The 13,018-nt window shown below is 70.3% G+C and carries 12 protein-coding genes; 5 read left to right on the forward strand and 7 right to left on the reverse strand.

All coding sequences use genetic code 11. From position 1 onward, the window contains the following. Positions 1 to 86: 86 nt before the first annotated feature. Positions 87 to 1,298, reverse strand: coding sequence for an ROK family transcriptional regulator (locus E1295_RS01425; RefSeq protein ID WP_132627794.1), 1,212 nt, complete (start codon positions 1,296 to 1,298; stop codon positions 87 to 89). Positions 1,299 to 1,519: 221 nt separating this feature from the next. Here E1295_RS01425 and E1295_RS01430 point away from each other — a divergent pair, with 221 nt between their 5' ends. Genes E1295_RS01430 through E1295_RS01440 form a run of 3 tightly spaced genes read left to right on the forward strand, consistent with a single transcriptional unit; the run spans position 1,520 to position 5,092 of the window. Beyond that, the gene (locus E1295_RS01430) at positions 1,520 to 3,160 is read left to right on the forward strand and encodes an extracellular solute-binding protein (RefSeq protein WP_132627795.1); all 1,641 of its coding nucleotides are present in this window, start codon (positions 1,520 to 1,522) and stop codon (positions 3,158 to 3,160) included. A 25-nt stretch (positions 3,161 to 3,185) separates the two neighbouring features. After that, positions 3,186 to 4,172 (forward strand): ABC transporter permease, encoded by a 987-nt coding sequence (locus tag E1295_RS01435; RefSeq protein WP_132627796.1) that lies wholly within the window; start codon positions 3,186 to 3,188, stop codon positions 4,170 to 4,172. Further along, positions 4,169 to 5,092: a carbohydrate ABC transporter permease gene (locus E1295_RS01440; protein ID WP_132627797.1), complete on the forward strand. Its 924-nt coding sequence runs from the start codon at positions 4,169 to 4,171 to the stop codon at positions 5,090 to 5,092. Before E1295_RS01435 ends, E1295_RS01440 begins: the two co-directional genes overlap by 4 nt. Here E1295_RS01440 and E1295_RS01445 read toward each other — a convergent pair. The 6 genes from E1295_RS01445 to E1295_RS01470 all read right to left on the reverse strand — a co-directional run bounded on the left by E1295_RS01445 (position 5,082) and on the right by E1295_RS01470 (position 11,217). After that, positions 5,082 to 5,627 carry a GNAT family N-acetyltransferase gene (locus tag E1295_RS01445; RefSeq protein ID WP_246079770.1) on the reverse strand — a complete coding sequence of 182 codons (546 nt, stop codon included), beginning with the start codon at positions 5,625 to 5,627 and terminating at the stop codon, positions 5,082 to 5,084. The two genes, E1295_RS01440 and E1295_RS01445, sit on opposite strands and share 11 nt — an antisense overlap. A gap of 100 nt (positions 5,628 to 5,727) precedes the next feature. After that, positions 5,728 to 6,330 carry a histidine phosphatase family protein gene (locus E1295_RS01450; protein ID WP_220448491.1) on the reverse strand — a complete coding sequence of 201 codons (603 nt, stop codon included), beginning with the start codon at positions 6,328 to 6,330 and terminating at the stop codon, positions 5,728 to 5,730. Between the two features lie 109 nt (positions 6,331 to 6,439). Continuing rightward, on the reverse strand, positions 6,440 to 6,949 hold the full coding sequence (locus tag E1295_RS01455; RefSeq protein WP_132627799.1) for a P-loop nucleotide/nucleoside kinase family protein: 510 nt from the start codon (positions 6,947 to 6,949) through the stop codon (positions 6,440 to 6,442). Between the two features lie 223 nt (positions 6,950 to 7,172). Next, positions 7,173 to 8,546 carry a hypothetical protein gene (locus E1295_RS01460; protein WP_246079771.1) on the reverse strand — a complete coding sequence of 458 codons (1,374 nt, stop codon included), beginning with the start codon at positions 8,544 to 8,546 and terminating at the stop codon, positions 7,173 to 7,175. 165 nt (positions 8,547 to 8,711) lie between these two features. Continuing rightward, positions 8,712 to 10,463, reverse strand: a complete 1,752-nt coding sequence (locus tag E1295_RS01465) for an acetyl/propionyl/methylcrotonyl-CoA carboxylase subunit alpha (RefSeq protein WP_132627800.1) — start codon at positions 10,461 to 10,463, stop codon at positions 8,712 to 8,714. Positions 10,464 to 10,497: 34 nt separating this feature from the next. Then, on the reverse strand, positions 10,498 to 11,217 hold the full coding sequence (locus tag E1295_RS01470) for an SDR family NAD(P)-dependent oxidoreductase (protein WP_132627801.1): 720 nt from the start codon (positions 11,215 to 11,217) through the stop codon (positions 10,498 to 10,500). A gap of 168 nt (positions 11,218 to 11,385) precedes the next feature. Between E1295_RS01470 and E1295_RS01475 the strand changes: the two genes are divergently transcribed. Further along, positions 11,386 to 11,658, forward strand: coding sequence for a WXG100 family type VII secretion target (locus tag E1295_RS01475; protein WP_165960088.1), 273 nt, complete (start codon positions 11,386 to 11,388; stop codon positions 11,656 to 11,658). A gap of 163 nt (positions 11,659 to 11,821) precedes the next feature. Beyond that, complete coding sequence (locus E1295_RS01480; protein ID WP_132627802.1) at positions 11,822 to 12,967, forward strand: S8 family serine peptidase; 1,146 nt, start codon at positions 11,822 to 11,824, stop codon at positions 12,965 to 12,967. The last annotated feature ends 51 nt before the right edge of the window (positions 12,968 to 13,018 follow it).

Below are 13,018 nucleotides of genomic sequence, written 5' to 3' on the forward strand. Positions count from 1 at the left end.
GTCGAAGCGCTTCGACGACCGGCCTGGCGAAGTTACGCGGACATTTCTGTGGGTTGACTGAAGGGTGCACGTCCCGGTGACCAAGGTCAAGGGATTCGCGACAATCCTCCCGGCAATCTTCCCGAATCGATCGAGTCGAGCACCCGCGCCGCGCCTCCGAGCGCCGCCGCGTCGTGACCCAGCGCCGAGGCCACCACCTGGCATCCGCCGGCCTCGAGGGCGATGACGCGCCGGCCCAGCTCGTCGTGCACCGCCGGGAGCAGCCAGGGCGCCAGCGGAACGTAGTAGCCTCCCAGGACCACCACCTCGGGGTTGAGGAGGTTCGCCAGGATGGAGACACCTTTGCCCAGGCTCCTGCCCACCGCGTCGAGCGTGGCCAGCGTGCCGGCGTCGCCGGCGCGCGCCAGCCGCACCGCCTCCTCGATCTCCATCTGCACCTCGGCGGGAGACACCTTCCTGCGCAGCACGGCTCCGATGCCCGCCATGACCTCCAGGCAGCCGCGCCGCCCGCAGGGGCAGGCCGGCCCGTCGGGATCGAGTTGCACGTGGCCGATCTCGCCGCTGTAGCCGAGGCGGCCCCTGCGCAGCCGCCCGTCGAGGATGATGCCCGCGCCCACGCCGATCCCGCCGGTGAGACAGACCAGGTCGGAGGCTCCGGCGTGCGCGCCGAAGCGCTGCTCGGCCAGCGCGGCGAGGTTGGCGTCGTTGTCGACCTGGATGGGGAAGCCGGGGTCGCGCAGCGCCTTGGCCAGGTCACCGCCGATGTCGGCGTCACGCCAGCCCAGGTTGGGCGCGATGCGCGCGGTGCCCTGCACGTCGACCAGGCCGGGCACGGCCACGGCCAGGCCCAGCACCTGGCGCTCCTCCTTGGCCATGCGGCCGAGCACGCGCCTGATGATCGCGCCGACCTCGGCCATGCCCCGGTTGACGGACTCGCCCCCCGAGAACGCGCGCCGCCACGTCAGCAGCCGCTCGCCTGCCAGGCCGGTGGCCACCGCCGACACGTGGTCGAGGTTGATCTCGACGCCGATGGCGGCGTACGGCGAGCCGTCGAGGACGAGCATCGTGGCCGGTCGCCCGACGCGGTTCTCCGTCAGGCCCGTCTCGCGCACCAGCCGCCGGTCGATGAGGTCGGCGATCAGGCTCGACACCGTCGCCTTGTTCAGCCCGGTGGACGCGGCGATGTCGGCCCGCGAACAGGGCGCGTGCTCGCGCACGAAGCGCAGCACGACCGCGAGGTTGGTGGCGCGCACGTCGGCGAAGTCGGCCGGCTGCGGGCCGGTCGTAGAAGTGATCAATATGAGCCCCGTTCCCAGATGACCCCAGCATGCCGCATCGCAGGCTCCCTTCCCTAACGAGGAACGTGCTCGTGGAGGACCCTCCGCGTAGCAGGTTTCCCATCAGTACCAACCTGTGACCGTCCCGATCCTTGTGGCCCGTGCCGACAGTCTACTAATTTGTTTGGCTGAAATACCAACTAATTAGAAGGCCATCCCTCACTCGGAGAAGGGAGCGAGCCATGCCAACCACCACGACTCGCCGCGGGTTCCTCGGCCTGGTCGGAGCGAGTGTTCTGGTAGCGGGCTGCGCCGAGAAGAAAGCGACGTCCAAGGGCACGGCCGTGGCGGCCGACAAGCTCAAGAACCTGGTGCCGACCCGTGTGCCGTTCGAGATCCCCGGGCTCACACCCGACCTGCCCGGCGGCGAGTTCGTCGCGCCCGGTTTCCTGACCCGTCCAGCCAGCATGGTCCAGGCCGTCACCACCAAGCCGCTGACCAGCGGCAAGGAGGTGACCGCCATGACGCCGCTGTGGGGCACGGTGCCGCCCGGTCTGGGCGACAACTCCTACTACGACGCCGTCAACGAACGCCTCGGCGGGACCGTGCGCTTCAACATCTCCGACGGCAACACCTACGGGCAGAAGGTCAGCACCCTGCTGGCCAGCGGCGACGTACCGGAAATGATCCAGATCCCGGGCTGGGAGATCACCACGATCGCGCGGTTCACCGAGGCGGCCAACAAACTGTTCGCCGACCTGTCGCCCTACCTGGCCGGCGACAAGGCCAAGGAGTTCCCGCTGCTGGCCAACTACGACACCGCGGCCTGGCAGTACGGCGTCTTCGGCGGCGTCCTGCAGGGCATCCCCTGGCAGAACGAGCCGTTCCCGTTCGCCACCTTCGTACGCCAGGACATCCTCGAGAAGCTGGGCCTGGAGCAGCCCAAGAGCGGCGACGACCTGGTCGCCCTCGGCACGGCCATCACCGACGCCAAGAAGAAGCGCTGGGCCTTCGGCGGCGGCATGGAGCAGGAGCTGCAGCGGGCCTTCGGAGCCCCGCGCGAATGGCGCAAGAAGAGCGACGGCACGCTGGAGCACAAGTACGAGACCGCCGAGTTCGCCGCGGCCGTCGAGTTCATGGCCAAGCTCTTCGAGGCCGGCCACGTGCACCCCGACGTCGTCGCCAACAAGGACGCCGACAACAAGGGCATCTTCGGCAGCGGGCAGATCGTCATCTACCGCGACGGGCTGGGCGCCTGGCACGAGAACCTCGGCCGGTTCCTGCCCGACAACCCCGACTTCGACATGCAGGCCGTCGCCCCCTACCCGGCCAAGCCGGGCGGCAGGGCCATCATGTGGCGCAACGAGCCGGCCGGCATGTTCACTTTCATCAGGAAGGGGCTCGGCGACGCCCGCACCCGCGAGCTGCTCGCGCTGGCCAACTGGTGCTCCGGGCCCTTCGGCACGCAGGAGTACGAACTGGTCAACAACGGCGTCGAGGGCAAGCACTACGACGTCGAGGACGGCAAGGTCAAGCAGACCGCGCTCGGGCGCAAGGAGATCGCGCCCACGTACATGTTCCTGGCCGGCCGGCCGCCGGCCAACTCCATGAGCCAGTACGACGGCCTCGTCCAGGCCCAGCACGACTGGCAGACCAAGGCCGCCGCGCTCCTGGAGAACGACCCGTTCGTGGGCATCCGCGTGGAGACCCCCGCCAAGATGGCGGGCCTGGCGACGCCCACCGAGGACAAGATGAACGAGGTGTTCCGCGGCAAGCGGCCCCTCTCCGAATGGTCCAAGATCGTCAAGGAGTGGCAGGAGCAGGGCGGCAACGAGGCGCGCGAGTTCTACATGAAGGTCGCCCGCGAGAACGGCAGGCTGTGACGTCCATGGGCGCGAAGGACCTCCCATGGGCACGGTGACGGCCAAGCGGCCCGTCCGGCGCGGCACCCGATCAACCGGTCACGCCGCTCCACCGAACCCGCTCTCCTGGCGGGCCAAGGCGCGCAGGGACTGGCCGCTGCTCGCGATGAACCTGCCCATGCTGCTGCTGGTCCTCGCCTTCTGGTGGATCCCCGCCCTGGGCAACGTCATCGCGTTCCAGGACTACAACCCCTACACGGGCGGCATCACCGGCAGCCCGGTCATCGGGTTCACCAACTTCGCGCTGCTCTTCCAGGACCCGCAGTTCCTGCGCGCGATCCTGAACACCCTGTCGATCACCGCCTTCCAGCTCGTCTTCTACTTCCCCGTGCCGATCATGATGGCGTTGCTGCTCAACAGCATCGTCTCGGCCCGGCTGAGGGCGTTCGTGCAGGGCGTGGTCTACATGCCGTACTTCTTCTCCTGGGTGCTGGTCGTCGCCATCTTCCAGCAGATGTTCGGCGGCGCCGGGCTGCTGGCGCAGATCCTGCGGGACAACGGGCGCGAGGCCGTCGACTGGATGACCAACTCCGACACGTTCATCCTGCTCATCACGTCACAGACCATCTGGAAGGACGCCGGCTGGGGCGCGATCATCTTCCTGGCCGCGCTCAGCACCATCGACCCGAACCTGTACGAGGCCGCGGCCGTCGACGGCGCCCGCCGGTGGCGGCGCATGTGGCACATCACCCTGCCGGGGCTACGGCCGGTCATCGTGCTGCTGCTCATCCTGCGGCTGGGCGACGCGCTCAACGTCGGGTTCGAACAGTTCATGCTGCAACGCAGCGCCGTCGGCAGCGAGGCGTCCGAGGTGTTCGACACGTTCGTCTACTGGTCGGGCATGCGCACCGGCGACCTCGGCTACGGCGCCGCGGCCGGGCTGTTCAAGGGCCTGGTGGGCCTGCTGCTCATCCTGGCGGCCAACCGGGTGGCGCACGCGCTCGGCGAGCGAGGGGTGTATTCACGATCATGACAGTGCTGACGTCCAGACCCCGCAGGAGCACGCCCGCCGGGCTGGCGCCCTGGGAGGAACGTCCCTCGCCGGTCGCCCAGTTCGGCAAGGGCACGCTCGTGACGCTGATCGTCCTCGCGGTGCTCGGCCCGCTCTACACGATCGTGCTGACCAGCCTCAGCTCGTCGGAGACCGTCAACCGCGTGGGCGGGCTCGTGCTGGTCCCCGACGGCATCACATTCGAGGCGTACCGGCAGATCTTCTCCGACACCGTGGTCAGCAAGGCCGTGCTCGTCAGCACCGGCGTCACCGTCGTGGGCACGCTGATCAGCACCGGGGTCAGCGTGCTGGGGGCCTACTCGCTGTCGCGGCCCGGCTCGTTCCTGCACCGGCCCCTGCTGTTCAGCGTGCTGCTGATGTTCGTGTTCTTCCCCGGCATCATCCCCGTCTACCTGATGGTGAGCGGGCTCGGGCTGAAGGACAGCTACTGGTCGCTGATCCTGCCGACGGCCGTCTCGGCGTTCAACGTGGTCGTGCTCCGCTCGTTCTTCATGAACATCCCCGGCGAGATCCTCGACAGCGCGCGCATCGACGGGGCCGGGGAGTTCCGCATCCTGTGGCGGATCGTCCTGCCCATGTCCAAGGCGGTCACCGCCGTCATCGCGATGTTCTACGCGGTTGGCTACTGGAACGCCTGGTTCAACGCCATGCTCTACATCGACGACACCCGCAAGTGGCCGCTCGCGCTGATCCTGCGGCAGTACGTCGTCGACTCCAACCCGCTGCCCAGCGCCACGGCCGGGGTGACGGGCGACGCCCCGCCCACGCTGGCGATCAAGATGGCCATCGTGGTGATCGCCGTGGTGCCCGCCCTGATCATCTACCCGCTGGTGCAACGCCACTTCACCAAGGGTGTCATCGTGGGGGCCATCAAGGGCTGAGCCAGAGGTGAGAAGCCTGATCGCGGGCGCCGGTCATCTCCACGGTGATGGCCCAGCGCTCGTGGTCCCTCCAGGCCCCGTCGATGAACTGGAACTTCGGCGAGAACCCCTCACGCTCGAACCCCAGGCGCCTGATCAGCCTCAGGGACGGCGCGTTCGACGGCTGGATGTTCGCCTCCAGCCGGTGCAACTCCATCTCGCCGAACGCGTACGCGACGAGCAGGCCCAGCCCCTCCGTCATGTACCCGCGGCCGGTCGTGGACGCGTAGGCGGAATAACCGATCACCCCGGACTGGTGGGTGCCCCGCACGATGTTGTTGATGTTGACCCGGCCGACGATCGCGCCGGTGCCGCGCAGGCAGATCAGAAAGCCCTCGTGCCCCGGCTGGTCGAAACGGGCGACGTAGGACTCGTACGACGCGTACGACTCGGTGACCGGCCGGCCGGGCAGCCAGGGGGCGAGCAGGTCCGCGCTCTCCTTGTGCAGCGCGGCCAGCTCATCGAAGTCCTGCAGGCCGATGAAACGCAGAGCCACACGGGGGCCCTCGGCAAGATAGAACACATCGCACATTCTGCACGCGGCACTCCGAGTCCTTCGCCCACGGCCGCACCGTCAGTGACCCCCACGGGCTGATTCAGCCGGGCCATGTCTCGCACCGCCACGACCGTCCGTCCCACTCCACGGCGAACGGCACCGCGTGCGGCAACGGCGCCCCCCACACCCGCCCGCGCAGCCCGCACAGGGCGTTCAGCCCCGTCGTCAGGCTCGCGACGTGGCCCACCACGGCGACCGTCGCCCCGGGATGCGCGGCGGCGATCGAGGTGAGAGCGGCGACGGTACGCGCCGTGACCGCGTGCCCGTCCTCCCCGTCGCCCGCCGCCGCGTCCAGGTCACCGTCCACGATCCACGAACGCAGCGTCTCGAGCACGAGCAAGCGGGCCGCCGCGCCGGCCGCGCCCTCCAGCCGGCCGGCGTGCATCTCGGTCAGGCCCTCCAACGTGACGACCGTGCCGAGGCCGAGCGCCCGCCCGACGATCTCGGCGGTGTGCCGGGCGCGGAGCGCGGTGCTGGCGTACACGTTCGTGACACCCTCACCGGCCAGCCGCCGCGCCGCCCGCGCCGCCTGCTCGTGTCCCGCCGGGGTCAGACGGGCGTCGGGGAGGGCGCCGGCGGTCCTGGCGACGACGTTCTCCGACTCCGCGTGCCGCATGCAGAGCAGCCGCACATGATCGCTCATGGCCGGAGCCTAACCAACGACAAACCTGCCCGACGCTACGCGCGGGGGCCTGGGACGGTACAGGGGCGTGGCATCGCGCGGGGCCTGCGGGGGTACGGGGACGGTGACACTACGCGAAGGCTTGGGCGATCCGGTGCACCAGGGTGGCGAGTGACTCCTCCGGGGTGCAGCCCGCCGTGTCGATGATGATGCGCTCCCGGTGCCACGGCTCGTACTCGCGCTCCACCACCTCCTGCCACTCGGGCAGCCGCAGGTCGGAGATGTCGACCGAGCGGGAGGTCACCCGGTCGCGGTGCTCGGCGTGGTCGGAGCAGACCACCTCCACCTCGGCGACCGGTACGCCCGCCGCCACCCCGACGTCGCGCCAGGCGTCACGGGTGGCCGACAGCGGGTTGACCGACTCCGCGATCACGATCAGCCCCTGGCCGAGATGCTCCTCGGCCAGCGCGTAGCCGACGAAGTAGCCCACGGGGCCGAGCGGCGGGCGGGCCAGGCCCGAACGTACGATCGCCTGCTCGATGGTGTCGATCCGCAGGTGAACCCCGCCCGTACGGCGGGCCAGGAGGCGGGCCAGCGTCGTCTTCCCGGTCGCCGGCAGGCCGCCCATGACGATGAGCATGCCCCTCTGCTGCCCGGCGACCCGGCCCTTCACGCCGCCCCGACCCGGCGCCGTTCGTCATCCAGCGCCCACGCAGGCCGCGCACCCGCCGGCTGCGGGGACGCGGCGCTCCTGCCCGGGACGTGCGGGTGGTGGCCGGGGAAAGGCAGCGCCCCCTGCGGTTGCCCGTGTGCCGGGCTCCGCAGGGGGCGCTGCTCCTGCTGCACGAGTCAGCGGTGGCGCGTCACCAGTCGCCGCCGCCGAAGTCTCCGCCGCCGAAGTCGCCGCCGCCGCCGAAGTCGCCCCAGCCGCCGCCGTCGCCGCCGCCGAAGTCTCCGAAGCCGCCGCCGACGTCACCGGCGTCGCCGCCGAAGCCGCCGCCGAACCCGAAGCCGCCGCCGAGCATGCTGCCCATCATGGTGCCGATGAACATGCCGGTCATGATGTCGCCGAAGCCGCCGTAGTAGCCGTAGGCGTAGGGCTGGTAGGCGGGGCCGGCGTCGTAGTAGGGGCGGCGCTGGCCGTCGACCATGACCTCGCGCATCTGCGGGTCGAAGCCGCGCTCCACGGCCTCGGCGTCCATCTTGCAGGCGGGCACGTCGCGCACGGTGCCGCCGGGCGGGGCCCAGCGCACGTCGCGGGCGGACGGGCCGTGCTGCGGGTTGAAGAAGCAGGGGGCGCGCCGCTCGGGCACGGGGTCGTTGTTGACCTTGGCCTTCACCACGGCCAGCGCGTAGCGGCCGTCCTCCAGCGTCTGGGTGACCTCGCGGACCTGGTCGGCGCGCTCCACGGCGGCGAGCTGGGTCTTGGCCTTCTCGTAGGAGTCGAGCGCCGTCTGCCACTCGTCGATGTGCTTACCGCTTTCGCCGGACAGCGTCACGTCGGTGTCGAGGGTGGTGATCTCCTCGCCGAGCTTCGTGACGTCCTCGTCGACGGTCTGCTTGACCGCGGCGAGGTCCTTCGCGTCCTGGATGGCCTTCTTCTTCTTCCGGTTGCTGGAGTAGAGGAAGTAGCCGCCGCCACCGACGACCACGAGCGTGCCCAGGGCGATCAGCGCGGCGGTGCCGCCTGCGCCGGGGTTGGCCTGGCTGCCGGAGTCGAGCGCGGACCGCTTGCCCTGGGCGGCCAGGTCGACGCGGTTGGCGAAGTCTTTCATGCCGTCGACCACGTTGCCCTCGTTGCTGCTGACCGCGCGGTTGGCCAGCTCGCCCGCCAGGCCCGACTGGCGCAGCTGGCTGGAGGCGGCGAACAACGTCATGCCGTCGAGCACCGCGAAGGTGGCCCTCGGCCGCCCGGCCGCCGTCAGCGCGGTGTTGAGCTCCGTCATGTAGGCCTTGATGGAAGAGCCGTCGACCGTGCCGTCGGGGACCGCCACAGCATAGATCTTGGTGTCGGCGCCCTTCAGCGCGTCGCGGATCTCACTCTGCTGGTCAGAGGTGAGGGGCGAGCCCGACTCGACGAAGAGCGGGTCCTGCTTGTCCTTCCAATAGGACACGACTGACTGTGCGTCAGGTGGGTCGGCCGCCGCGTTGGCGGCAGGGGTCAGCGCAAGAACGACAATGAGACCGGCGATCAGAGCCGCGATCGCGGCCCCTGCTCGGCGCAGCGAGTAGGTCATTGGCAGCAAGCCTCCTTCGCCCATGAGGACGAACGGGCGATCGGCAAAGTTCCTCATCTGAACGTTACCCGCCCAGGGGATCGGGAGTGCACAACGCGGGCGAAGATCGTGGAACGGCGGAAGCCTCTGATGTCGTTCCACGCCGAAGGAGCCGGGCGGCGCCCGTCACGACTCCTTGATCATGCAGATCGAGGCGCCCGCGGTGACCGTCTGTCCCACGGCCGCGGTGAGCCCGGTGATCGTCCCCGCCTTGTGCGCGGTGAGCGGCTGCTCCATCTTCATGGCCTCCAGCACCACCACCGTGTCGCCCTCGGCGACCTCGGTGCCGTCACCGGCCACGACCTTGACGATGGTGCCCTGCATGGGGCTGACGAGCGCGTCTCCGCCGGCCGACGCCTTCTTGCCGCCCCCGCCGCCGCGCCGGGGCGCCTTGCCCGCTCCCGCGGAGGTCGTGGCCGCGGCCGTGCCGAGGCCCGCGGGCAGCACCACTTCGAGGCGCTTGCCGCCGACCTCGACGGTGACGGACTCGCGCTCGGGCGCCTCGCCGGCGGCGATGTCGCCCGCGTACGGGGGGATCGTGTTGTCCCACTCGGTCTCGATCCAGCGGGTGTGCACGGTGAACGGCGACGAGACGAAGGCAGGGTCGCGTACGACGGCCTCGTGGAAGGGCAGCACGGTCGGCATGCCCTCGACGGTGAACTCGGCCAGCGCCCGCCGCGAGCGCTCCAGCGCCTCCTGGCGGGTGCGCCCGGTCACGATCAGCTTGGCCACCAGCGAGTCGAACGTCTGCGGCACCGTCATCCCCGCCTCGTAGCCCGCGTCGAGCCGGACCCCAGGCCCCGACGGCGTGCGCATGACGGTCAGCGTGCCGGGCGCGGGCAGGAAGTTGCGCCCGGCGTCCTCGGCGTTGATCCGGAACTCGATCGAGTGGCCGCGCAGGACCGGGTCGTCGTAGCCGAGCGGCTCGCCGTCGGCGATCCTGAACATCTCGCGCACCAGGTCGATGCCGGAGACCTCCTCGGTGACCGGGTGCTCGACCTGCAGGCGCGTGTTCACCTCCAGGAAGGAGATCGTGCCGTCCTGGCCGACGAGGAACTCGCACGTGCCGGCCCCGACGTAGCCGGCCTCTTTGAGGATGGCCTTGGAACTGGAGTAGAGGACGTCGATCTGCTCCTGCGACAGGAAGGGCGCGGGCGCCTCCTCCACCAGCTTCTGATGGCGGCGCTGGAGCGAGCAGTCGCGGGTGCTGACCACGACCACGTTGCCTTGGTGGTCGGCCAGGCACTGGGTCTCGACGTGGCGGGGCCGGTCGAGGTAGCGCTCGACGAAGCACTCGCCGCGGCCGAACGCGGCGACCGCCTCGCGCACCGCCGACTCGTACAGCTCGGCGACCTCTTCCAGGCGGCGCGCGACCTTGATGCCGCGCCCGCCGCCGCCGTACGCGGCCTTGATCGCGATCGGCAGCCCGTGCTCCTCGGCGAACGCCACCACCTCGTCGGCCCCGGACACGGGGTCCTTGGTGCCCGCGACGAGGGGCGCGCCGACCTTCTGGGCGATGTGCCTGGCCTGCACCTTGTCACCGAGCGCGGCGATGGCGGCCGGCGGCGGGCCGATCCAGGCCAGTCCCGCGTCGATGACGGCCTGTGCGAAGCCGGCGTTCTCGGCCAGGAAGCCGTAGCCGGGGTGCACGGCGTCGGCCCCTGAGCGCCGCGCGACGTCGAGGAGCTTGGCGACGTCGAGGTAGGTCTCCGCCGGCGACTGCCCGCCCAGCGCGTAGGCCTCGTCCGCCACCCTGACGTGCAGGGCGTCGAGGTCCTGGTCGGCGTAGACCGCCACGCTGCCGATCCCGGCGTCCTTGCACGCACGGGCCACGCGTACGGCGATCTCGCCGCGGTTGGTGATCAGAACCTTCCGCACCGACGTTAGTCCTTCCTGCTGCCCGAGTTGCGGATCAGCGGCCCAGGTATGCGCCGCCGTTCACGTGAACCACTTGCCCTGTCACGTGCCTGGCACCCGCTGAAGCCAGGAAAAGAACGGTATCCGCCACATCGGCGGGATTGCCAGGGCGGCCGTTACGCGTGTTCTCCACGCGGGCCCTGATGCCGTCTTCGGTGAGCCGGCCCCGGAAGAACTCGGTGTCCACGACGAGGCCCGGCGAGACGACGTTCGCGGTGATGCCTCTGGGGCCGAGTTCCGCGGCCAGGTCGGCGGTCCAGGACTCCAGGGCGGCCTTGGCGGCGCCGTACGAGCCGGAGCCCGTGCCGCGCGCGGCGATGGAGCCGATCGAGACGACCCGGCCGTCCTTGGCGATGCGCGGCGCGAGCGCGGTCGTGACCAGCACGGCGGACATGAGGTTGGCGTTGAGGTTGGCCCACCAGGCCTGCGCCACCTCCGTCAGCTCGCCGGGCCGGCCCCTGTCGAGGTTGGTGTTGCCGCCGGCGTTGTTGACCAGCACGTCGATCCGCTCAGGCAGGTCGGCGAGCGCGTCGTCGACGGCGGCGGGGTCGGCGGCGTCGAAGGGCACGCAGGAGGCGCCGAGGCGCTGGGCGGCCTCCTTCAGCACGCTCTCGCGGCGCCCGGTGATCGTGACGCGGTCGCCGAGCGAGACGAACGCCGCCGCTATGGCGTGTCCGATGCCGGTGCCGCCGCCGGTGACCACAACCTCGCGCATGGAGTCTCAGCTCCCGATGAAGACGAACGATCGAAGACGAACGATCGAGACAACGATTGAAGACGAACGATCCTGCGCTAGACCATAGCCGCTCGGCATAACAGGGGCGACGGGCAGTGGCCGACCTTAGCCTGAGGGCGCTTTCACAGGTTCCCCCAGGAGGTATGCATGAGCCAGAGCATGCTCGGCGGCGACCCCGCGGAAATGCAGCAGATGTCCACTCAGTTCACCCAGCAGTCCGAGGCGGTCCGCACCACGATGACCGCGCTCGACCGCGAGGCCGCCAAAGTCGGCACGGCGTGGACGGGACCGGGCGCGCAGCGCTTCCAGCAGGCATGGCAGAACTACCGCACCGCTTTCCAGCGCATGACCGAGGAGCTTCAGGAGGCTTCGCGGGTCATCGGCACCTACCGCCAGAACATCGAATCCGCCACGAAATGATCATGGGTTGGGGCCCTGGCGAGGATGCCGGGGCTTCTTCCATCGAGCCGCCGGAATTCTGGGGACCCTTGAGGTGATCGGGGGCCCGGCCCCTGAATAAAATTCGTGCACCGCGACGCCGGTCCGCAGACCCCCTGAAACGGGCAGGCTACGCTTTTTGCCCATGATTGGTCGCGCCCTGGTGGCGAGCGTGCTCGCCCTGCACCTGTCGGCGGTGCCGGCGCTCGCCCAGGCGCCGAAGAAGTGCGCCCCGCCGAAGGCCAGCCCCGCCATCGCGGAGAGCTGGGCCCAGCGGCGCCTCGACGTCAAACGGGTGTGGCCGCTGACGATGGGCCAGGGCGTCACCGTGGCCGTCATCGACAGCGGCGTCGACGAGCGCCACCCGCAGATCCGCCTGGCGGGCAAGGCCGACCTGACCAGTGCCAAGGCCGACCACCGCGACTGCGTCGGCCACGGTACGGCGGTCGCGGGCATCATCGCTGGCCAGCCCCGGCCCGACGTCCCCTTCTACGGCGTGGCGCCCGGCGTGCGGCTGCTGTCGTTCAAGCAGTCCGACGAGACGAACGGTGAACTCGCCACGCTGGTCAAGGCCATCACGACGGCCGCCGACGAGAACGCCGACGTCATCAACATCTCCATCGAGACGCAGGACGCGCCCGAGCTGAAGGCGGCCGTCGACTACGCGCTCGGCAAGGACGTCGTGATCGTCGCCGCCGCGGGCAACACCAAGAAGGACGACGGCACGCCCGCTCCCTCCTATCCGGCCGCCTACGACGGTGTGCTGGCGGTGGGCTCGGCCACGCCGGACGGCGGGCGGTCGCAGTTCTCCAACCCCAACGCGGTCGACGTGCTCGGCCCCGGCCAGGACGTCAGCTCGACGTGGACGGGCGGCGGTTACCAGAGCAAGCTGGACGGCACGAGCTACGCGGCGCCGTACGTGACGGGGGTCGCGGCGCTCGTCCGCGCCCGTCACCCGCACCTCGACCAGCTCCGCGTACGGCGGCGCGTCATGCTGACCGCGGACGGCGCCGCGGGCAAGGGCACCGGCGTCGGCATGGTCAACCCGCTGCTGGCGGTGACCATGGTGCTGCCGTCGGAGGAGGTGGCGGTCGCGCCGCCGGTGCCGTCGCCGTTGCCGGCCTCGGTGGTGAGCAAGGCCGTGCCGCCCGACCAGCAGGCCATGGAGATCGCGACGGCCGTGGGCGCGGGTGGCCTGGCGTTGTCGGGCGTGGTGGTCGCCTTGTACGTGCTCGTGCCCATGGGACGCCGGCGCGGCTGGCGGGCGGGGTCGCGAACCGGAGTGGATTGACCGCCGTTGTCAGGGTGTGACCGAAACTCCTGATGCGTATGGTGCGTATTT

The organism is Nonomuraea mesophila (assembly GCF_004352805.1).
Taxonomy (GTDB): Bacteria; Actinomycetota; Actinomycetes; order Streptosporangiales; family Streptosporangiaceae; genus Nonomuraea; species Nonomuraea longispora.